20 protein-coding genes are annotated in these 22,744 nt (G+C 48.5%); 2 read left to right on the top strand and 18 right to left on the bottom strand.

Features of this window, described 5'->3' with window-relative positions; all coding sequences use genetic code 11:
* Nucleotides 1-68 precede the first annotated feature (68 nt).
* Nucleotides 69-710, top strand: a complete 642-nt coding sequence (locus tag AC506A_RS27675) for an NAD(P)-dependent oxidoreductase (RefSeq protein ID WP_495464232.1) — start codon at nucleotides 69-71, stop codon at nucleotides 708-710.
* Between the two features lie 33 nt (nucleotides 711-743).
* Nucleotides 744-1,451: a DsbA family oxidoreductase gene (locus AC506A_RS27670; RefSeq protein WP_495464231.1), complete on the top strand. Its 708-nt coding sequence runs from the start codon at nucleotides 744-746 to the stop codon at nucleotides 1,449-1,451.
* 593 nt (nucleotides 1,452-2,044) lie between these two features.
* On the opposite strand, the gene AC506A_RS27665 is transcribed toward AC506A_RS27670, so the two are convergent.
* The 18 genes from AC506A_RS27665 to AC506A_RS27580 form a co-directional block, all read right to left on the bottom strand.
* A complete protein-coding gene (locus AC506A_RS27665; RefSeq protein ID WP_495464230.1) occupies nucleotides 2,045-2,428 on the bottom strand; it encodes a hypothetical protein in 384 nt (127 codons plus the stop codon).
* An 18-nt stretch (nucleotides 2,429-2,446) separates the two neighbouring features.
* Entirely contained in the window at nucleotides 2,447-3,652 is a 1,206-nt protein-coding gene (locus AC506A_RS27660; protein WP_495464229.1) for a ParM/StbA family protein, read from the bottom strand.
* Between the two features lie 450 nt (nucleotides 3,653-4,102).
* Entirely contained in the window at nucleotides 4,103-4,969 is an 867-nt protein-coding gene (locus AC506A_RS27655) for a DUF5666 domain-containing protein (protein ID WP_495464228.1), read from the bottom strand.
* The gene (locus tag AC506A_RS27650; RefSeq protein ID WP_495464227.1) at nucleotides 4,950-5,447 is read right to left on the bottom strand and encodes an RNA polymerase sigma factor; all 498 of its coding nucleotides are present in this window, start codon (nucleotides 5,445-5,447) and stop codon (nucleotides 4,950-4,952) included. Before AC506A_RS27650 ends, AC506A_RS27655 begins: the two co-directional genes overlap by 20 nt.
* 546 nt (nucleotides 5,448-5,993) lie before the next feature.
* Nucleotides 5,994-6,797 (bottom strand): histidinol-phosphatase HisJ family protein, encoded by an 804-nt coding sequence (locus AC506A_RS27645; RefSeq protein WP_495464226.1) that lies wholly within the window; start codon nucleotides 6,795-6,797, stop codon nucleotides 5,994-5,996.
* A gap of 35 nt (nucleotides 6,798-6,832) precedes the next feature.
* Nucleotides 6,833-7,591: a DeoR/GlpR family DNA-binding transcription regulator gene (locus AC506A_RS27640; protein ID WP_495464225.1), complete on the bottom strand. Its 759-nt coding sequence runs from the start codon at nucleotides 7,589-7,591 to the stop codon at nucleotides 6,833-6,835.
* Between the two features lie 98 nt (nucleotides 7,592-7,689).
* Nucleotides 7,690-8,640 (bottom strand): CehA/McbA family metallohydrolase domain-containing protein, encoded by a 951-nt coding sequence (locus AC506A_RS27635; protein WP_495464224.1) that lies wholly within the window; start codon nucleotides 8,638-8,640, stop codon nucleotides 7,690-7,692.
* A gap of 24 nt (nucleotides 8,641-8,664) precedes the next feature.
* Nucleotides 8,665-10,002, bottom strand: coding sequence for an ABC transporter substrate-binding protein (locus tag AC506A_RS27630; protein ID WP_495464223.1), 1,338 nt, complete (start codon nucleotides 10,000-10,002; stop codon nucleotides 8,665-8,667).
* Between the two features lie 37 nt (nucleotides 10,003-10,039).
* Nucleotides 10,040-10,858, bottom strand: a complete 819-nt coding sequence (locus AC506A_RS27625; RefSeq protein ID WP_495464222.1) for a carbohydrate ABC transporter permease — start codon at nucleotides 10,856-10,858, stop codon at nucleotides 10,040-10,042.
* Between the two features lie 14 nt (nucleotides 10,859-10,872).
* Nucleotides 10,873-11,745: a carbohydrate ABC transporter permease gene (locus AC506A_RS27620; RefSeq protein ID WP_495464221.1), complete on the bottom strand. Its 873-nt coding sequence runs from the start codon at nucleotides 11,743-11,745 to the stop codon at nucleotides 10,873-10,875.
* Nucleotides 11,738-12,823: an ABC transporter ATP-binding protein gene (locus tag AC506A_RS27615; protein WP_495464220.1), complete on the bottom strand. Its 1,086-nt coding sequence runs from the start codon at nucleotides 12,821-12,823 to the stop codon at nucleotides 11,738-11,740. The genes AC506A_RS27620 and AC506A_RS27615 overlap by 8 nt, the downstream gene beginning before the upstream one ends.
* A gap of 246 nt (nucleotides 12,824-13,069) precedes the next feature.
* Nucleotides 13,070-14,698 (bottom strand): ATP-binding protein, encoded by a 1,629-nt coding sequence (locus AC506A_RS27610; RefSeq protein ID WP_495464219.1) that lies wholly within the window; start codon nucleotides 14,696-14,698, stop codon nucleotides 13,070-13,072.
* Nucleotides 14,699-14,847: 149 nt separating this feature from the next.
* Nucleotides 14,848-16,371, bottom strand: coding sequence for an ABC transporter substrate-binding protein (locus AC506A_RS27605; RefSeq protein ID WP_495464218.1), 1,524 nt, complete (start codon nucleotides 16,369-16,371; stop codon nucleotides 14,848-14,850).
* Nucleotides 16,372-16,378: 7 nt separating this feature from the next.
* Nucleotides 16,379-17,140, bottom strand: coding sequence for a response regulator transcription factor (locus tag AC506A_RS27600; protein WP_495464217.1), 762 nt, complete (start codon nucleotides 17,138-17,140; stop codon nucleotides 16,379-16,381).
* Entirely contained in the window at nucleotides 17,115-18,875 is a 1,761-nt protein-coding gene (locus AC506A_RS27595) for a sensor histidine kinase (RefSeq protein ID WP_495464216.1), read from the bottom strand. Before AC506A_RS27595 ends, AC506A_RS27600 begins: the two co-directional genes overlap by 26 nt.
* Before the next feature lie 157 nt (nucleotides 18,876-19,032).
* Nucleotides 19,033-20,535: an ABC transporter substrate-binding protein gene (locus AC506A_RS27590; protein ID WP_495464215.1), complete on the bottom strand. Its 1,503-nt coding sequence runs from the start codon at nucleotides 20,533-20,535 to the stop codon at nucleotides 19,033-19,035.
* Nucleotides 20,536-20,633: 98 nt separating this feature from the next.
* Nucleotides 20,634-21,563 (bottom strand): carbohydrate ABC transporter permease, encoded by a 930-nt coding sequence (locus AC506A_RS27585; RefSeq protein ID WP_495464214.1) that lies wholly within the window; start codon nucleotides 21,561-21,563, stop codon nucleotides 20,634-20,636.
* Nucleotides 21,564-21,578: 15 nt separating this feature from the next.
* Nucleotides 21,579-22,523 (bottom strand): ABC transporter permease, encoded by a 945-nt coding sequence (locus tag AC506A_RS27580; protein ID WP_495464213.1) that lies wholly within the window; start codon nucleotides 22,521-22,523, stop codon nucleotides 21,579-21,581.
* Nucleotides 22,524-22,744: the final 221 nt, after the last annotated feature.

Raw genomic sequence — 22,744 nt, 5'->3', positions numbered from 1 at the left:
TATCCCTATACTATTGGACTATACAGCAAAACACAACTACTGCAAGCAAGAAATTGGAGGAATAAACCATGAAAATCGCCATCATTGGTGCTACGGGCAAAGCCGGCAGTCTTATTATGAAAGAAGCATCCGATCGCGGCCATGAAGTAACGGCCATCGTGAGAAATGCTTCGAGAATCACTGCTAAGAACGTCAATGTGCTTGAGAAAGATATTTTCGCTCTCTCTGGATCTGATCTCGCATCCTTCGAAGTCGTCGTGAATACGTATAAAGCGCCGGATGGAGAGGAACATCTATACATCGATGCCGGCAGAGCGCTCGTTCAAGCCCTCGAAGAAACGCCGAGCACCAAATTAATCGTCGTGGGCGGTGCCGGAAGCCTCTTCGTCGACGAAGCGAACACAACCAAGCTCATGGATACGCCGGGATTCCCGGATTTCGTGTATCCGACCGCTTCCAATGCGGGGAAACAGCTTGATGAACTGAGAACTACAACCTCGATTAAGTGGACGTATATCAGCCCCGCTGCCTTCTTCAATCCCGATGGCAAACGAACAGGCGCTTATACGCTCGGTAAAGATCATGTTATCTTGAATAGTCAGGGTCAAAGCTATGTCAGTTACGCCGACTATGCGATCGCCGTACTCGATGAAATCGAACAGCCGAAGCATGTCAATGAACGATTTACGCTTGTAGGCGAGGCAGAATAAAGAATTCAGAATGCCAATGGGAGGCAAGTTGTTATGCAAGTAGAGATTTGGTCGGACTTTGCATGTCCGTTCTGTTATATCGGCAAACGCCGCTTCGAGAACGCGCTGGCCGTATTTGAGCATCGCGATCAGATTCAGGTGATCTACCGCAGCTTCGAATTGGACCCTCATTCGCCAAAACATGTGCCGCATGACGTTTACGACATGTTATCCGGCCGATACGGCATGAGCCGACAAGAAGCGATCACGATGAATCGTAATCTAGCTCAGCAAGCAGCCGCAGACGGGCTCGATTTTGATTTCGACGGTTTGGTGCTGACGAATACATTCGATGCGCACCGTCTAAGACATTTCGCCGAGAAAGCCGGTAAAGGTGCCGAGGTATCCGAATTGTTATTCCGAGCTTATTTCAGCGAAAATAAAAACATTAGCCAGCCCGATACGCTTGCCGACATTGCGGAGGCAGCCCAGCTTGATCGTAAGGAGACTTTATCCATGCTGGCGGGAGAGCAGTTCTCCGACCGCGTACGCGGCGAAGAAGCGGATGGCCGCTCGCTCGGCATACGCGGCGTTCCGTACTTCATCATCGACCGCAAGCAGACGTTGTCGGGCGCCCAACAAGAGACCATGTTTCTGCAGGCCCTGCAGCAGGCATGGGGCGACCGGCAGCCGCTCGAGACTTCGGAGGCGGACGGCGACGGTTGTATCGACGGGATTTGCGCCGTTCCGGAGCAAAAGTAACCCGCGCTGATCAAGAGATAGAGCCCCTTCCTCAGATGATAGCTGAGGGAAGGGGCTTTCTTAATCGCACTTCATGTTACCGGGTAATGCCGAGTGTTTCGCGGTAACACCGAGTCAGGCAGTTCAAAGTCTCGACAGCCTGAGAGCCTTCCCAGATTGTAGAGGAACCCAACGTTTTTATAAACGCTGGGTTTCTTCGTTATCGGTTTGTCTGAGTGCAACCTTCTTCATGTTCTGCACTGCTGCGGCCGTGTGCGGCTGTGCGGCCGCAATTCCGTTATCGCCCATTGATTCTTTAACGGTTGTCAGCGTGTCTATTCCATGAAATGTACGTCTTTTAAAATTATAACGGTTGTGAGCATTGTTATTCGCTGCATAATGATTGAGTTCCCTCGGAAAATGTCCAAATAAGCTCGGTGGCAACCGTAAGCAAATAAAACCGGGCTTTTTAGGCTATATAACCACTGTCACAACCGTTACAGGTCGGAAGATGGTCTTTATGCAGTTATAAGCATGTGGGGTTCTCGACACTCTTACTTGGTGTTACTTGGTAACACGAAGTATTACTCCGTATTACTTCGTAACACTTGGCATCAGCTCCACGCCTCGATATCTCCCTCATCGATTTCTTCCATATCCGTTTCCGTTTCCGACTCCAACTCGGAAGAAGAATCGAACTCGCTGCTACCCGCTTCCTCTTCCTCCTCGATCGCCGCCGCCACCTGCTGTCTATCTGTCGTAATTTGACGATAAGCCTCTGCTGCTAGTAGGTCCGAGGAGTCCTGAAAGCCAGTTCTCTCCATAGGGATATAGGCCTGTAAATTACGAACCCCATTCAGCATGATTTCTTTCTCCACCAAATAGCGAAAGGAATCCATCAGGTTCGACTGCGCATTCAGCCAAGCCATGACAAGCGGGTCCTCTGTCTTCTTCGTTTTGAGGCTGATATTGCCGCCGGGAAGCTTCATTTTCTTCATCAAAGTCACCTCAACCTATCAGGCCAACTGTGCTGGCTGCTCCGCTTTAGTCTTCAGCGCTTCATAGATCTTGCCTCGTACGAAAGCATCCAGTCCCGACGCATTCAACTCCACCGCGTAATCCGAAGGAATATAGAGCAATTTGATCTCCCGTTCATCGCAAGCCTCTTTCAAATACGGATATAAGACGGTGCGCATAAGAATGCTGCCGCCGCCGTATACGCAGATGAGATCGATCTCATTGCGCGCCTTTGTAAGCTGTTTTTTGACATGCTGCACGATTTGTTTCACTTGGCTCTCAAGCGGCCTGCGTAACGTTTTGAGCGCCCGTGCATGGTATTTATGCTTCGAATTCTTGAGCACATCGCTGAAGAACTGCCTCGGGCTATCCGGCAGATGAATCAGTCGGTTAAACTCTTGCAGCGCTTCCTCAATCGCATAACCGGCCCCGTGATGGCTGCCGTGAATGAATTGACGCAGGAACTTATTGCCCTCCGTGATCGGGTATTCCGTCGAGCCATCGCCAATATCGACATGAAGGATTCGTTTATCTTTGAAATAGCTGCCGTTAAATTTCTTCTCGATTCCGTAAGTCGCGGCAAAATCCGCAAAGATATCGCCTTCTCTCCAGTTCCCCGCCGCATCCTTCTGCAGCGTGAAAATAACCGGCGTCGCTTCGGGAACAACCTTCACGAATAGGAAGCTGATCTTGACCGCTACGCGCTGTACGCCTAAGTGCACAGTCACATGATGCATGTCGGAAGTAAATCGCTTCTCGAACTTCGCAGAAGTCTCATCGGTATGCTGCGTGACAGGCAGTGCGGTCGCCATATCGACCTCGACATCAATTTGCGACGGTATCTTCTTCTCATCCTCGAATGCCTTCTGTACGGCAAACGCGGCGATCTGAGCCAGCGTATTAATGATCGGCAAATCCATCTCGCTCTTCGAATCGATGCCAATCTGAATCGTATCAATAATCTCGCCGCTCTCGAGCGCAAACTTCCCGACATAATACATCCCCGGCCTCGCGGCAGGCGAATCCACCGTAACGACTAATTGATCCTGCAAATTTCTCACGAAGCTCTCCGGTGCTTGCTCCTCGCTCCACGGAAGCTCGTCCACTCTACAATTCACATTCGGCTGCTGAATCAATTTGCCGTCAATGATCAGATCATGCTCACTGTTTCCGTTATCGTTGCCTACAAAGAAATGATAGTTCATTATCGATTTCCTCCTTAGGTTAAATGCATCCCTCGGTATTACTTTGACACACCAAGTATGAGTTAGCATCTAACCAGAGTCCCACCGCACATTAGTCTTCTCTCATATGAATTTGTCGGAAATTGGGGCCTGCCAATAGAAAAAGACCACCTCATCGGTGGCCGGCCTTCAACTCTAACGGTTGTGACAGTGGTTATTTGGCATAAATATACCCTTTTTATATTCTAACGGTTGCCAGCGAGCTTATTTGAACGTTTTCCACAAGGAATCGACCAATTTGCTGCAAATAACGCCTGTCACAACCGTTAGAATTTCAAAAAGACTTATTTTCATAAAATAGCCACGCTGACAACCGTTAAAGTTTTGTTCATGCAACATAGACAAAAAAATGGCTGTCGAGGTTATCTCGACAGCCTGAGCGCTTCTCCATCTCTGGAGCTACCGACTAGCTTATTTCTGTGGAACCATGTTGTTGTAGATGCGTGCAGCGTTAACTTTGCCTGTGCTTACATCTTCGGATGTAAATCCGGATACGATATTACCGACTTTAAATTCTTTGGCCAGCAGCTCTTCCGATGGTGCAGCAGCAGTTGGGCCATCGATACCCAGTTGCGTTTCCGGTGTTACCGTTACCCACAGGTCGCCTACTTTGAAGCTTTTGCCGTCTGCGCTTACTTCTGTAATAACGCCATCGATATTAGCCATCATTTTGCCCGTAGTAGCTGGTTTTGTCGGCTCTCCTGACTCTCCTGTCTGTGGAGCCATGTTGTTGTAGATCACAGTTGCTTTCACTTTGCCTGTGCTTACATCCTCCGATGTGAAGCCCGACACGATATTGCCGACTTTAAATTCTTTCGACAGCAGATCTTCGGACGGTGCAGTTGCCGTAGGTTCATTGCTGCCCCATTGTGTTTGATCCGTTACTTCAACCCACAGATCGCCTACTTTGAAACTTTTGCCGTCTGCGCTCACTTCAGAGATCACACCATCAATATTAACTCTCACTTTGCCCATGATTGGCGGCTTTGCTGTATCTACAATTGCAGTCTGAGGAGGAGTAGTAGGTGTCGAATTATTAGTTAGCGTGAAGATACTCACCGCTAACACCGCACATGCTGCAATACCGACTGTCCAACCTGTTACTTTTTTTGTCATTACTTTTTCCATTTTCACTCGCCCCTTTTGGTTAGTTGTATTGGTTTGTGTTTCATTTTCCATCTTCTGCATTTCTTGCATCAACTTCGTATATGTTGCTTCTTTGAAATCCTCGCTTGTTTTCACGTGGGACATCGCAGACTTATAAACAGATTTCTTCACGCTCGAGACCTCCAATCTTCTCTTTTAAGATTAAGCGTCCTCTTGCAAGCCAGGTTCCGACCGTCGCCGGCTTGGCCTGCATAATAGCTGCGATTTCCTGAATGGAATAGCCCTCGTAATAATGCAGATGAATCGGAATGCGATACTTCTTGTCCAAGGCCAGAACGGCCATCAGAACGTCGTTTTCTTCCTTCGGGAGGTAGCTTAGGTCTTCTGGGACTGGGTTCCTGTTTCTAAACCACCCGGCTTTCAGCATGTTCTTACTTTTATTGATGGTTGTTCGAATCAGCCACGCCTTCTCGTGTTCGCTGGACTCAAATACAGGTCGCTTTTGCAAATAGGTGAGAAACACCTCCTGCGTCACTTCTTCTGCATCCGCTATATTTTTCAAGTAGGCAAAAGCAATTTTGATCATGCTTTGCGAATATAGATCCAAGGCCTGTCGCACGGATTCATTGAGCTCATATGAATCGTACACCTCAGCACCTCCTTTCACTTGTAATACAACTGAGCACGCTCATATTTTTCATTGGGGCGAATTTTTTTTTAGCATGCGGTTATTTCGATAAAATAATGTCTTTGAACAAAAACAAAAGGGCACCCTAATGGGTACCCTTAGACTGCCCGTAAAAGTCCAGACAGTCACTTTGTTGTCTACGCTTCATGAACAAAACTTTAACGGTTGCCAGCGTGGCTATTTCATAAAAATAAGCCTTTTTGAAAGGCTAACGGTTGTGACAGACGTTATTTGCAGCAAATGGGTCGATTCCCAGTGGAAAACGTTGCAATAAGCTCTCTGGCAACCGTTAGAATATAAAAAGGGTCTATTTAGGCCAAATAACCACTGTCACAACCGTTAGAGTTGGAATGCGACAAAGTATGCGCTCATCGCGGAAGTACAGAACATAATGAAGTTTGCTCTCGTGCCGTGGCGGAAGCTAAAAAACCGACCTTATATCAAATATGTGTTTCCCTACTAACAAAAAAAAGGGCACCCTAATGGGTACCCTATGCTTGTATAACCTTATAGCAGCACTAGCTGCGGAACTCGATTGCGGAACTGCACGACTTCATGAATATCATACGACTTTAATAATGCGATTGCCTCGCCGAAGCCTTGCTCGATACTGCCAAGTCGATGGGCATCGGATCCCAGTGAGAACCACTTGCCGCCCAGATCCAAGTACATCTCAATTAAATACGTATGCGGATGAATCCATCCTTGCCGGAACAGCCCGGTCGTGTTCAGCTCGAGTACTTTCTCCTTGCGAATGATCGTTGTCAACAAATCGTATAGAATCGAGCTGCAGCGCTCGTAATCCGTACGGCTTACCATCATCTTCGTATAACGAGCGACGTAATCGAGATGCGCAACAACATCGTAATTATCCATCCGATCGACGGCATCACGTACATGCGAGAAATAATCCGCCAACACAACATCCATCGGCTGATTGTGGAAAGCCTCCTCCGCAAAGTCGAGCACTCCGTTATTGTGAGCGGACAGCAGCACCAGATCGAATGAATAGCTGTCCAGATAACGGTTGATTTCTTCGTGATAATCTTTACGATATCCGACCTCGATGCCCTTGCGGATTTCGATATCATACTGCTGGCGTAGTGCGTCAACCTCACGTTCATAGCTGACCATATCGATCAGGACGTCTTTCTTGAAATACTTACAGTCATAGTCAAAATGATCCGTCGTCACGACTGCCTGCTTACCCAGCTTCACGGCATGAGCAACAATAGGGTCCAACTTCTCTTCTGAGTCAGGTGAATAATAGGAATGTACGTGCTGATCGACAATCGATTTGGGTACTTGCATGAACGTTAACCTTCCTTCGTGATGATAGCCTCGAATTACGCCATTACCCAGCCCACGCTTTCTTGGGCAAGCTTATCTATCCATTCTTGAGGCGGATCTTCATTGCATATCACATAATCAACTTCATGATATTCCGCGTATTTGTACATGGATTTAACGTTGATCTTCGAATGATCGATGACGACATGCACTTTATTCGAGCGTTGGAGCATTTTTCTCAGAAAATTGCCTTCATCAATGTCATAGGTCGTAATGCCATCGGCGATCGAATAACCATTCGCCCCAATGAAGGCTTTGTCGATGTGGAACTTCTCCAGCAATTCGATCGTCATCGAGCCCGAAGCAAACATTTGATCCGTATCGATTTCACCGCCTAGAAAAATTAGCTTCCCCGTGAAATACCCGGATTTCTTGCGTTCGATAAGACTATTCAATACCTGAATGCATCCTGTGATGATCGTCAGGTTCTTTTTATTAAATAAGTGGTTGGCGATTTGAATGGTCGTCGTGCCTACGCCAAGCGCGATCACATCATAATCCTGGATCAGTTCAACCGCCTTCACACCAACGCGCTGCTTCTCTTGAATATAGATCGAGTTTCGCTGGCTGTAAGGCGCCTCGTACAGCGTGAAGTTTGGCTTGATGCCCCCCCCGTGTACAATGACCAGCTTGTTCTCCCGGCTTAACGCATCCAGATCCCGGCGAATCGTCACCTTGGAAACGTTCAATTGTTCAGCGAGTTCATTAACGGTCACTCTGCCCTTCGCGTTCAATTCCGCCACAATCATGCTCATTCTTTCAACCTGCAGCACAATGCTTCACCTACTCCATTCAAGTAATCAACCCGAAATACAGCCGATCTGCATTCCGGGTTGATCTACAGATCGAGCGACTAATCTAAGTAAATAGGATTGGTAAACGCAAATTTACCAAACTTATCATAACATTCGATACGAATAAATTTCTCGTCTCCGCGTAACTTTTTGCGAAGTGACGTTATATTATCGCCCAGTTCAATTTGATACTGACGAAGATCGCCATTCATATAGATGCGCTCTACCGGTGAACACTCGAAGATCACTTCATCATCTTCGATGCGGAAATCATAAATTTCCGGTCCTGTGGAGGAGTAGAAGCTCCCTTCTACCAATGCCTGAACAACGGCATTGCGTGTCAGTTCCGCAGCTTTGACCACGACCCACCCGCCGAATGAATCGCAGTACTTGGAATCAAGCGGATAGCGGTTGTGATTATCGTCGGTCGCTGTGCCCCACAGCTTCTTGCCTTTGCGCAGGAGCGTTTCCCACATCACACGGGAATTGCCCATGTTCTCCATCCACTCCGAGCAGTGGTTGTAGACTTCCAGCGCGAACAGGTTCTCCAGCGCATAGACGTCTTCCCATTCCACCGTGGACCAATGAGGATGGTTAAACATCACGATATTGCCTCGAGCCACCATATCATCAATGAATTCCTGCGCAGTCTCGAAGCTTACGAAATCCGGCCAACGGATCGGCTCCATATGCTTGAACTGCTCTTTCGTCGCCGCAGCCATATGCTCATCCGTCCCCATAATGACGTGGAGGTGGAAGATTCGGCAATCGCCTTTAGGCATCGTAATACCGACTTCACTGGATGGCAATGTAATGAAATTCGGCTCATTCTCATGCTCGAAGTTGGAGAAGAAATCATGTTCCGAGTGCGCAAAGAAATGATACCCCTTCTCTTTATAGGCTGCTCGCAGCTGATCCGTCGTCAACGCGCCGTCGGATAACGTGGAATGACCGTGCAAGTTGCCTTTATACCAGCTGCCGCCGTTCATGAAACTGTTCTTGGTTACCATGATCATGCTCCTTTCGAATTCGTCTTATTTGTTTTCATCGATAATTTGTTGGGCTGCGACTGCGGTATCGTGAATGACCTGTTTCGGATCCTTCGAAGTGTCGATCAAAGCGCCTTTCAATTGCTCCACAATGGACGTGTACATGGCTTTCCAGTTCTTCTGCCAAGGACGGCTGTGTGCGTATTGCAATTGATCGATCGCCACTTGGTATTGCGGTTTCTCTTGCAGCCATTGCTTCATTTCCGGTGTTTCCAGCGCTGACTTCGTCGTTGGCAAGTAACCTGTAGTTTGGAAGAAGTTCATCACGTTGTCGTCCTGCGCCAAGAAGTCGAGGAACTTGCCTGCCGCTTTCTTCTGCTCTTCTGTCGCTTTGTCGATCACGATCAGGTTCGCGCCGCCGGTTACGACCTTGTTCTCTCCGCCTTCTTGAGGTTGGAATGCCACGGCGACGTTGAACTTAGCGTTCTTAACCAGCTCGCCCATGGAGCCGATCGAATCCAGATCCATGGCAACTTTGCCATCCAGGAAGTTTTGCTTAATCAGATCAGACTGATTTTCTTGCGCGCTGTAAGCGTTGAGCATGATTTTATCGTTGATCATGTTTTGGAACAGCGCTACGATGCTGCTTCCCTTTTCATTATCGAACATAACCTGCGATCCATCTTTGCTGACCATTTCGCCGCCGTAGGAATAAACAGCAGACTCCCAGAACCAGGCATCCGTATCCCAATAGCCGGAGAAACCATAGATGCCTTTAGGCGGATCCGTCAGTTTCTTCGCATACTCCTGAAGCTCTGTCCATGTTTTCGGTCCTTTCGGATCCAAGCCCGCCGCTTTCACCAAGTCCGCATTCATGTATAGTATCGGTGTACTGCGGTTCATCGGCGCCGCTTTGAATACGCCGTCTACATAACTGGAACGAGTCAAACCTTCGTTATAGTTGCTAATGGTCGATGCGGACATATAATTGCTCAAATCTGCCGCGATCGGATTGTAACGAGCCAGGAAGGATTCTTCGATTTGCGCGATTACCGGTGTATTCTTGGCAACGAGTGCAGCTTCGAGCTTCTCCGCTACGCCGTCATAGCCGCCTTGTCCGGACATCACGACTTCAATGTCTGGGTTCTGTTCATTGAATTTCACTATGGCATCTGCGATTAGCTTCCCGTTGCCTTTGGACGGATCCCAGATCGACCAGAAGTCGACTTTCACTTTCTCCCCTGCTGCAGCCTCATTCGTATTTGCATTGGTGCCTGCTTGTGTACTGTCTGATTCATTCGTTGTGTTCGGAGAGCAGCCGGTTACCGCGATAGTCGTTGCCAAGAACCCCATAATTGCAGCATGTTTCGCATTCCATTTCATTTGTCTCTAAGCCTCCACTCGTTTTTTATATTAAGGGTTACTTAATACCGTATACAAAAGCCGTCTTGATGAAGCGATTCGCGGCCAGATACAGAATGAGAATCGGGATGATCAGCATCATGTTGCCTGCCATCACTTCATTCCAGTGGGTCACGCCATGGGAATCGGCAATGAGGCCCTTGACCGTCATCGGCAGCGTTCGCACCGTTTCGGAATTGGTTAAGATAAGCGGCCAGAAGTAGTCGTTCCATTTGTACACACAGGTGAACAACATGGCCGTCAAGATGAACGGCTTGGCGATTGGCAGCATGAGCTGGACAATGATCTGCAGCTCTGTTGCTTTATCCAGCTTAGCGGCATCCATCAATTCATCCGAAATTTGCCTGAATGCCTGGGTCATGAAGAAAATCGCGAATGAGGAGTACGTGAATGGGATGATCATCGCCCAATACGTATCCAGCCAGCCAAAGTCACTGACGAGCACATACAACGGGACGAAGGTGACTTGGGAGGGCAGCACCAGATCGATCAGAACCAGTGCAAAGAAGAACCCCGAGAACTTGAACTTCTTCTTAGAGAACGCATAGGCTGCCGGCACGCAAACCAGAAGCTGTCCGAATACGACGGCGACCGTTACAATAACCGAGTTCATCGCATAATGGAAGAAATGAATATTCACCCATGCTTTCTTATAGTTAATTAACTGCGGTACATGGGGCAGCAGGTCCGGCGGGAACTTGATCGATTCCACGTACGTTTTCAGGGACGTACTAACCACCCACAGGAACGGAAAAGCAAACATGAGGACTAACGCAATGAGCAGAAGGAATCGCATACCGTTGACCGTGTATCTCACTGTTTAATCCTCCTTTACTGATAGTGGACTTTCTTGGCGAAGAATAGATAGTTGGCGACTGCAATCAAGCTGACCATGATCATGAACAACACGGAGCCTGCACTTGCTTTGCCGATGTTGAACTGCAGGAATCCGACCTGATAAATCCAGTACACAATTAAATTGGAGGAGTTCTCCGGACCGCCTTTGGTCATCAAGCTCACGATATCGAATGAACTGAACGAAGAAATTGTCGTTGTAATGAGCAAGAAGAACAGCGTTGGCGACAGCAAAGGCAAGGTAATGCGGAACAGCCTTGTCCATCTGCCGGCATTGTCCAGCTTGGCGGCTTCATAGATGTAGCTCGGAATAGACTGAAGTCCGGCGATGACAATCATCGCGTTATAGCCGAGACCCTTCCAAATCGAGACGATAATAATGGACATTAGCGACGTATCCGGACTCATCATCCATTGCAATGTCGGCAGTCCAAGCCCATCCAGCACATAGTTGATAATGCCTTTGTTCGGATCCAGCAGCCACATCCACATCACGGTTACAGATACACTGGACAGAATGTGCGGCGTGAAGATAATGCTTTGCACCAGATTATCGACCGTCTTATTTTTCTGAAAAAATATCCCCAGCACGAAAGCGAATACGAGGCCGATGATGACGGTGAAGAAGGTATAGACCAACGTGTTTCGGAGCACCTTCCAGAACACAGGATCATGAAAAATGTTAATGTAATTTTTCAATCCGACAAAACTTTTCGTTCCTAACACCGTGTCCCAAGTGATGAAGCTGACTCGCACAGCGAAGAGGATGGGATATAAGGAAAACACGCATACGAGAATGACGGCTGGGGCGATGAGCACGTACGGGTTTCGAATGATTCTGTTAACCATACGCGTGGTCAACCAAGTGATTACGAGTCACGGTGACACCCCCCGTAAAAGCAAGCTTGCTCCACGCGGACTCGATAAGCCCTGCATTTCTCGTGCGCTGCTCATTCTGATCGAAATAGTACATATCCTGTTCGGATAAATAGAGATGAACTTGCTCGCTCAACCCCAAGTCCACTTCGGTCTTGATAATGATCGTACCAAGGCCAGTTGCAACGTGATATAAATGATCCATCCCCAGCATTTCCTTAGTCATCACCATGCCGCTGATCTGCGCGCCTTGAAAATCCGCCTGCATCGTAAGTTTCACTTTCTGAGGACGAAAGCCGATCGTACCGATTTCCGGTAATTGAATCGTATTCATGCCCGGATCGCCGATAAATGTCGCAACAAACAGATTGGCCGGATTCTCGTACACTTCCTTGGGAGTCCCCTGCTGCATAATGCGCCCGTGATTGAAGATCACAATATCCGTCGCCATCGTCATCGCCTCGATCTGATCATGCGTGACAAATACGAAAGTTGATTTCAAACTGCGGTGCAGCTCGATGAGCTCACTTCGCATTTGATTGCGCAGCTTGGCGTCCAAATTGGATAGCGGTTCGTCCATCAGAAACACTTCGGGTTTCTTCGAGATCGCCCTTGCCAGTGCTATTCGCTGACGCTGGCCTCCTGATAATGTCGAAGGCTTCGCGCTCACGTACTCCTGCAGCCCGACCATATCTACCACTTGCTTAATGCGCTTCCCGATTTCTTCTTTGAGAAGCTTCATATTTTTTAAACCGAATTCAATATTTTTTCGCACCGTCATATGAGGATAGATCGCGTAGTTTTGGAAGACCATCGCGATGCCCCGTTCCCCCGGTTCCGTCTTTGTGACATTCTGATCGCCAATGTGCAGCTGCCCGGCACTAACCTCCTCAAGTCCCGCAATCATTCGCAAAGCTGTCGTTTTGCCGCAGCCCGAAGGACCTAACAACACCGTAAAAGAACGGTCTTTAATTTCAAGATTCAAATTCTCGATGACGGTTTTTCCATTCGAATACGTTTTTACGATTTCTTTCAAGTGAATTGCAGCCATAGCTCTCACTCCTTCCTGTTCCCAAACCTTATCTTCGGTACCTGTTCTACACTTCAAATCATAAGCATGCAGTGTAAAATGGAGATCAATTACGAATGAATATATTGTTAATTTTACCTTATGTGATTTTTTTGTTCTTTTATGTTCCTTTATTCTGAAAGCGAGATAAAACAAAGAGGCAAATGCCCCATCTGCATGCAGATTGGAGCATTTGCCTCTTCGTCTTAAGCTATTGTTGAACCCTTGCTAACCTACTCTTCCGACCGGCAGCCTAATCTCAATTAAGGTTCCTTCATTCCCCTTGCTCTGGTACGTAATACTGCCATGGTGTTGTTTGATAATGCGATGACTGATCATAAGTCCGAGCCCTGTTCCCTTTTCCTTCAGGCTGTAGAAAGGTTGTCCCAATTGAGGCAGCAGCTCCTCGGGAATCCCGCAGCCATGATCTTTTATCGAGATGATATACTCTTCTTCTGCTTCTACTCGTAAGTTGATGTGAATCTCGCCGCCATTTGGCATGGACTCGATCGCGTTCTTTAATATATTAAGAAATACCTGTTTGAGTTGGTTTTTTTCACATGTGATCGGGAACTGGGATCCTTCGAACCCTCGGATGAATTCAATATTGTTTAGAAGCGCCTGTGGGGACAGAAATTCGACCGTATACTCGATCAATTCTTTCATATCGGTGTAGGTAAGCTGGATGGATTGAGGTTTAGCCAAAGAAAGAAACTCATTGGTTATCATTTCGATTCGCTCCAGCTCGCTCAGGAGTAAATCACTGTTTTTCATCCAAGGATTTTCCCTCTTGTAAATTTGAAGAAACCCTTTCATGGTTGTCAGCGGATTTCGGATTTCATGGGCCACGCCGGCTGCCAGCTTCCCAACAACGGACAATTTCTCCGATTGCAGCAGGAATTCCTCCGCCTTTTTCCGTTCAGAGATATCGCGGCTAATAATAACGACGTGCTCAATACTACCCGCCTCTCCCACCACGGGTCTGCAACGGGACTCAAATTCGATCCAATGACCTTCTTTATGCCTCAGCCGAAACTCCAGGGAGTGTGATTCACTATCTTCGAACATCTTTTTGATCGCGATTCGGAACATGACCACATCGTCTGCATGGACGAACGCACACAATTCAACGCCATCCAATTCAGATCGTCTATACCCCAATATGTGCTCATGAGATGGCGAGAAATAACTAACGGAATAATCCTTATCCATAAGAACGATGAGATCCGATGTATTCTCGGCAATTAGCCGGTATTGGGATTCACTTACTTCCAATGTCTTCTCCATATAGTTCTTCTCTGCAATGATTCTTCGGAGTCTCTCATTGGATTCAATAAGCAGCCCCCCTATGACTACGCCTAACATCACAAATAGCAAATATTGCAAATGAAAGAGCGGTAGGGCCAGTAGAATGTGAAAAGTAAACACGGTGCACAGATAGCCAACGATGTAGCCTCCGAATAACACCGCACTTCTATGAAGTGGCGTAAGACGAGGGATGTACCTATATAGGCCGGTGAGAATCGCTATGTTGATGACCCAGCCTATGATGGCCGGCAGCCAATTACCACCGGAAAGCAGTCTTGTAATTAAGGAGAAAGAGCCCGCAATTATTCCCGGCACAGGCCCAAGATAGGCATATACCAGAATTACGGGCGCATATCGGATGTCGTAGGAATAGCCTTGTTGTTTGACGGACAAGACGACGAGAATAACGGAAACAAGCCCTGCATAAACACCGATCCACAGGCGCATCTGCTTCAGCGATCGACGTAGAATGAACGAGCGGATGACTAAGGGCGTACTGACCATAAGTGAAAAAATAGAAAGATTAACAAAGTAATCAAAAATGATCAATTCGCACCACCCTTATGAAGTCATTGATGTTCATGACATGAAGGCTGCTTGCTCTAGAACTCTCGTGATTGACCACCTAATTATTGGTATAGGTGCACTCTTCGAAGTATAAACAATCTCAAAAACAGAAGCAACACCTTATCTGAGGACTAGGAATGGGTCGCTCGCCACGCATCAAGCTGCTTTTGCACATCAGCGCGTACTTCTTCGATCCCTGCTTGCCTAAGCTCCTGATTGAACTTTGGCAGCACTGCATCTACGTCTACGCTGCCGGTCATCAGACTTGGAAAGTACTTCTCCCAAACCATCTGGATGTTCTGCACTTGGATTGGCACTCGGGACAAGTCCGGCGTAAACCCGAGCGTGCTCGAATTGACGGCCTCTTTGTTGCTGGCACGGAACTGACTCCACTTGTCCGAAGGATCCGGGTATTCGCCGCCCATCGTTTTCAAGATAAACCAATTACCTTGCGTGTACTGCACGCCTCCATAGCTTGGCTGCGCGCCTTGGATCGGATTACCGTCGCTGTCCTCAGGAGGCTTCGGCACCACTTGACCGTTGCTGTCCAGGGTATAGTGAACGCCTTCAATGCCGAAATTAAACAGGTTGCGGACCTCAGGATCAGTGTTCAGCAGATTGAGAAACTTTATGCTCTCGACGGGATGTTTCGTATCCACGCTGACGGCCATAACCCCTCCACGCATCGATTCCGTTGTGATTAGCGCAGGTGTTACCGGATAAGCCACAAGCTTATAACCGCGATCCTTACTCCAACTATTCTCCGACAGCGGTCCGCCCCCGGCTGCCTTCCAGAACACCTTCACGCCACGCTTCAGTCCTTGGCTCTCCCGCATGGCTGCATCTTCATTGATATATCCTTTGACGTAGTAGCGCCGAAGAATATCCAGCATACTCCGGGCTTCCTTCGTTTCGAATATATTCACGACCGGGGAACTGGGGTCCAGCACCCGCACCATGAGCGGAAGCGTCTTCTCCGATACATATTCGAAACCGTCCAAGGCGAAGAAGTTCTGGGAGTCTTTATCAAGCTCCATCGGTTGATAGTCGGGCTCCTTCTCCTTGATTATCTGAAACAGCGGTTCAAGGGAAGCTAACGTCGTGTATTTCGAAATATCAATGCGGTACTTCTTCACCAGTGCTTCCGGGTACATCCATTGATCACGCACCGCTAATTCCTTATTGGTCGGCACACCGTAGATGCTGCCATCATCCATTCGAACGCCTTTCCAGAACTTGGGGTCGATGGCATCATACATATCCTTACCCACATTGGACAAATAATCATTCAGCTTCAGCCAAGCACCGCGCTGTGCATACGTGGTATACTCCGGCGCAAAAGCAATATCAAACGGCGTGCCTGCAGACACGAGCGTGTTCAGCCGATCTTCATACTCCTGCCAGCCCACCTTAATATAGGTGATCGTCACGCCGATTTTCTTGGCCAGCACTTCATTAATCTTATCGTTGACCATCTGAAGGTCCGCATCGGGATCCCCGATTGTGTAATAAATCAAATTCACCGTATTACCGGGTATTACCGCATTCTTGCCCTTGCCGGATGTGGAGAAACAGCCGGAGACAAGAAGCGTCAGCATGATGACGAGCACAAAGGTTGCAAGGTAGCGACTTGGATTCCGTTGTTGTCGGCGCATCGCGGCACTATTCCTTTCTGCGCAAATCCGATGGAGATTTGTCGAAATAAGCGTGAAAATGGGAGTAGAAATAGTTCAGGTTCGGATATCCGACAGAAAGCGCGATGCTGACAATTTTCTCGTCCGTTGACTGAATACGCTCCTGGGCACGAAGCATCCGATAGGCCATCAGATATTCCGAGAACTTCTTATGCGTCTCCTTAAGAAACAGCTGCCCGAGATACGTGCCATTCATGCGAAACCGTTCTGCAACCGATTTCAAATTTAGGTTCTGCGCATACTCCGCCTTGACGATCAACAGGATACGATTAGTCAGCTTGGACAAGCTATCATAGCGCACGCCGAGCACGGGGTCGATGTCCAGATCGTCGCGATCCGATCCTTCGATCGTTCCATGCAGGTCCTCTACAATAATCTTCTCGACCAATTGCTGAAGCTTCGTACGGTCGACGGGCTTGAGCAGGTAGTCTTTCGCGCCACAGCGGATGGCCTCCAGTGCATACTGAAATTCGCCATAGCCGCTCATCATAATATATTTGGAAGGAAGACGCAGTTCATTCAGCTTGTGGATGGCGTCATACCCGCGCTGTTTGCCGATGCACACATCGAAAATAGCCAGGTCAGGTAAGAAATCCACCGCCTTCGAGATTGCACCTTCATACGTTTCGCTTGTCTCTATTTGGCCAAAGCCATACTTCTCCCAATCCAGCGTTCGTTTCACGCCCTCCAGAATCTGCGGCTCGTCATCTACGATCAGTAGCTTGTACATCGAAAGTAGCCTCCTTGGATAGGAATACACTTATTTTAACGCCAGCTTCCTCGTTGTTGTCGATTGTCATCGAGAAACCGACCCCATAGAAGAAGTGCAATCTTGTATACACGTTACGTAAGCCAATATGGTCCGCCTCCGCTTCGTCACCTCTGGCGAGCTTGTTCCTGATTTCGATCAAACGCTCCTCGGGAATCTTGTTGCCGTTGTCCATGATCTCCAGCACGAAACGATCTTCTTCCTCCCAGCCGTTCACGATCAGCAGGTTGAACTCGCTCTCGGGGTTGAAGCCATGGATGAAGAAGTTTTCCGCCAGCGGCTGCAGCCAGAACTTCACGGTAGGTAAGGATAACAGCGGCGGTTCCACATTAAGCTGATAATAAAATCGTTCCGGATATTTAAATTCCATGATTTTCAAATACTTCTGAAGCAAGTTTAGCTCGCTGCCGAGTGGAATGATGTTCTCGTTCTTCACGATGTCCCGGTACAGCGCCCCTAAAGTGGCGATAGCATCGGAAGTATAGTCGGCACGGTTCATCAGCGCGGAGGAGCGGATAACCTCGAGCGTATTATATAAGAAATGCGGATTGATTTGATGCTGAAGCGCTTTCATTTCAGTTTCTTGCTGCTTAAGCTTGAGCAGATAATTGGTTTGGATATGTCGATCGAGCTGATGGATCATATCGTCCAGCTCTCGCGCAATCATGCCGTATTCGTTCCTTCGGTAGCGGGCCGGGTTAACCAGCGTAAAATCCGCCGTCTTGGCGCGTCCGATGGAAAGGATAATCCGCCGCAGGAAGTTCGCGTCCTCACGCAGATTGTAAACGATCAGAAGCAGAACGCTGATCATCGCAACCAGTACAATCAGAAAAACAAGGAGCAGTACGCTCGCTTTCTGACGAATCAGCGGGGCCATATCCAAGATGCTGACAAACCGATAATCAAACTCCGTGGAGTTGAATGTCACAAAATACACAGCATCCGCAAAGCCCGTCTTTAGAAAACCATGACTGCGTCCGTCCGCCACTACCCTGCGAACGAGCTCGTCCGTGTTACTGCCGCTGCCGGCGATCTGGTAGATGTCTCCGGAAGCGCTGACTGCCGCAGCTTCACTCAGGTGGTAATTTTGCACCGTCTTAAATATCCGGTCGCTGCTGACCAGGAATCGGAATTCGCCCAACTGGCGAGCGATCTGGTTCGGATCGGAAAGCTTCTTATGGTAGACGAAACCTTTCTGAATCGTCTCGTGGAACATGGGATCCGTATTCCGCAGACGGAACTGAAAGCTTGTATTCCCGTTGCTGTCGAAGCTCACCACATTGCCCTCAAGTGCGGTATGAAGGCTGATTTGAGTGATGTCTCCCTTTCCCCCATTGCTCAGAAAGGATTTGATGTCTTCAGGAAAGGAGACGAGCGGTCGATTATAATGGCTGTTCTCCAGCCTGCTCGTCAGATAACCTTCTGCGGTATTTCCTAAGAAGCTGCGCACATCCGATACCAGTCCGCTGTTCGAATAGACCCGCTGCATGAAAGCTTCGATTCGGTCGGCATCATATTGAAGGGTATTTTCCACCCGAGTGAACGCGCCGCCCGCTTCATTTCGAGCATTTCCCACCCATTGACTCAGCAGTACTGCGCAAGTGAGTGCGCCGATCGTCAAGCCGATGAACACCACAAATACCGCATATGCAATGAATTTGCCGCGATAGATCTTAATTTGCATAAATGAAAGCATGCGGCGTCTCCTTTGCAGTAAGGCTTTTGTCGTACCCACTCTCAACCTTATAACGTTGTTGCCTTGAAAAGCAATCAGGTATTTCGTGCCAGAAAACCCGAACGGCTATCTCCGTTCGGGTTTTCTGTATGCCTTTTACTCCATGACTTGCAGTAACTTATTTGAAATAGCTATCGATTTGCTCTTGAGCAGCAGCTGTAATGGCATCCATGCCGGCAGCTTTCAATTCCGCAACGATCTTCGGTACCATCGTTACCGGATCAGAAGCACCAGTCATCAGCTCATAGCGATATTTGTCCCAAACTGCTTTCGTATTGGACACTTCAGTACCCAGCTTGCTGATGTCCAAAGCAAAGCCCAAGTTCGTGGACGAAGTTGCTTGATCGTTCAGCTTGCGCACTTGATCCCACTGATCGACCGGAGCGCCTTTCGTTACAGCCAGGTCAAAGAACGTACCTTGCGTATAAGCAGCCAGCGGCCATGTATCTGTTTTGCGCTCAACCACTTTCTCGCCATCCACGTTGTCGTAGTCGACGCCCAGCTCACCGAATGCCAGCATGTTACGCAGCTTCGGATCTGTATTCACCAATTGCAGGTATTTCAGAGCTTCTGTCTTATATTTCGAGTTGGCCGAGATCGCGTTCAAGGAACCTTGAATCGTGCTTGTTGTGTAAATCGGGCCAAAGATTTGGAACATGTCGTACTTCTCAACGCCCTCCGTGATCTGCCAGCCCGTTTCCGCACCTGGGAATGCCTGCGCCGCGAAGAATGGGCGGGCCTTGTCCGCTTCAGTCTTCGTCGGTGCATCCGGATTGACAATGCCGTCTTTGTACCATTGGTGCAGCAGCTTCAGACCATCCATGACGTCCGGCTGCTCGAGCACGGAGACCACTTTGCGGGAAGCATCGTCGACTTTAACGCCGATTGGCGGCAGACCAAGCGTCATATCGTCATAGCCGTTGAAGAATCCGTTAAATCCGTCGCCTTGCGTGAGCGATAGCGGGTAGAAGCTTTTGCCTTCACCGGCCTTCATGTCATGGAAAGGTTTGTCGAGATCTTTCAACGTCTTGATGCTGGCGCCGTCGATGTTATATTTCTGAACGTACTTATTGTCGAACACCCAATATTGAGTCAAAGAAGAGTCCTTGTAAGTCGGCACGGCATACACTTTCCCACCGATCTTCGTTCCATCCCAAACCTTCTCAGGGATGAGCTTGTAGAGATCCGGCGAATCGCTTTGGACGGAGTCGGTCAGATCGGCAAAAGCGCCCAAGTTAACTTGCTGACTGTACTTGCTGTTGTTCGTGAACATGATGTCAAAAGGTTCGCCGGTGTTCACGATGGTATTGATCTTCGTGTCCCAGTCGCCCCAGCTTGCTACCTTAATGTCCACTTTCACGCCGATCTTCTCGGCCGTGTATTCGTTCATCGCTGCGATGGCTTTGTCGAAGTTGGCAGGCGTTTGGCCGCCAATCGTCCACCATACCAGCGTAGGCACTTCGCCCGATTCTGCCGGCTTGTTCGCTTCTGTCTGTGTGTTATTAGTTGTGTTGGAACTTGATTCGGAATTGGAGTTCGAATTACCGCAGCCCGCAAGAGCGGTTGTTGTCAGGAGTGCCGCAGCACCGATGGCAAGCAGTTGCTTCTTTGTCTTTTTCATACAAATATTTCCTCCCTTTAATTACGATCTTTGTTCCACCGTCTGTATTAGGCGGCAGCTATCATAAACCGGACTAATCCAGGTTTATTTCGGGTTGGTTAACCTTTCACAGCGCCGACCGTCAGGCCGGAAATAAAATATTTCTGGAAGAACGGGTAGGCAACGGCGACGGGGACCACAATGACGATGGCCACAGCCATACGTGCGGATTCCTTAGGCATGGTGGCGACAAGCTCCGCATAGCTGATGCCCATGCTGGAAGCATTCTTCGCCAAGGCGTCCACGTTACTCATCAAGCTGTTCAGCAGCGCCTGCAGCGAGTACAAGTTCTGGTCGTTGATGTACAACATGGATTGGAACCAATCGTTCCAATAGGAAAAGCATAGGAACAATCCGATGGTGGCCAGTACCGGCAGCGAAATCGGCAGTACGATCGAGAAGAAGATGCGCAGCTGGCTCGCGCCGTCGATTTCGGCGGATTCGATCAGAGCATCCGGAATGGTGCTTCTGAAGAAGGTTTTGCAAATGATGACATTGAAGGAGGAGACGGCCAGCGGCAGAATGAGCGCCCACACCGTATCTTTCAGTCCCAGCAAATTCGAATTGATATAGTAGCTGGATACCAAACCTCCGTTGAACACCATTGGGATGAATACGATCCATGTCAGCAGCCCATTAAGCTTGTAATTCGGTCTGGAAAGGACATACCCCATTGAAGTCGTAAGCATCACGCCAAGCACAGTGCCGACGACAGTAACGAGCACGGAGATGCCGAGCGCCTGACTGATCATTTTCCCTTGTTTCGCAATATAGTGATAAGCCTCTCCGGAAAAAGCGGTCGGAAAGAGATGATAACCATCGTTGCGGATGGAATCCTCGCTGGCTAGCGATACGGACAGCACCACCAGGACAGGCACGAGGCAAACCAACGCCAATACAATAAAAATCAAATGGAAACTTACATTTGTCGTGGTCCCAATCCGGTTGAATTTATCGAGACCTGATTCATACTTCGCCTTCGTTTTCATTTCCCGCTTCCTCCTTTACATCATTGCGCTCTCTCGGTCTACACGACGAACGACCCAGTTGGCAATCAGAATGGTCACACAACCCATCACGGATTGTACGAAAGCGGAAGCAGAAGCCATACCTACCGTAGCGGTCTTCAGCTGCTTATAGACGAGAACGTCGATGGTAGTCGCTACACTGAAGAGCGAGTTAGAATCCCTTGGCACCTGGAAGAACAAACCGAAATCCGTGTAAAAGATTCGCCCTACAGCCAGGATGAACATCATTACGATGACAAGCTTCATAAGCGGCAATGTAATAAATCGCGCTTGCTGCCATTTGGAAGCGCCATCGATGACGGCGGCCTCGTAATACGTGCTGTCGATGCCGGTGATCGTCGCCAAATAGACAACCATGCCGTAGCCCAATCCCTTCCATACATTCATGAAAACCAGAAAGTACGGCCAATATTTAGGCTCCATATACCAGTTCACCGGATCCTTGCCGAGGTCTGCCAGGAACTGATTGGCGATCCCTTTATCGAAGCTTAGAAACGCCCAAACAATGGCGGACACAACGACCCAGGATAAGAAATAAGGCAAGAACATTAACGTTTGATAGATTTTGCCGGCCTTACTGCTGTGCAGTTGACCGATCATCAGCGCCAACGTGACGGGTACTGCAATGCTCAGGACGATGAAAATCAAATTGTATCCCAGCGTATTGCGCATCACGACCCAAGCATCGTTCGACTTAAACAGAAACTCAAAGTTTTTGAAACCGGACCAATCGCTGTTAATGACGTTGCTTAGAAAGCCACCGTGTATCTTGAAATCTTTAAAGGCAATAATGAGACCGAACATCGGCAAGAAACAAAACAAGATATACCAAATGGTCGTCGGCAGGGCCAGAAACGTCAGTTCGGTATCCTGCGTGCGCCACCTTGTTCGTAAGCGTTTACGCCCGCTCTTCGTGTCCATGTTAGCCACTCCTTCCGTTTGTTCATGTTCAGCGTGTACGCGCTTTCATACTTACTGATGTCATTGTATAGAAAGTTGCAGGCCTCATTCTAGACAACAAACATAAGACCGCAGTCAACAAACGTTAGGTTTTGGGGGGAATGTGCCAAAATAAAAAAGCTTTCACCCGCCAGCATTTGGCGGATTGAAAGCTTTTTGCATGTTAAGCTAATTTGTGGTGC

It is taken from the genome of Paenibacillus sp. N22P23 (genome assembly GCF_059383735.1).
This window is presented reverse-complemented; position numbering and strand designations above follow the sequence as displayed.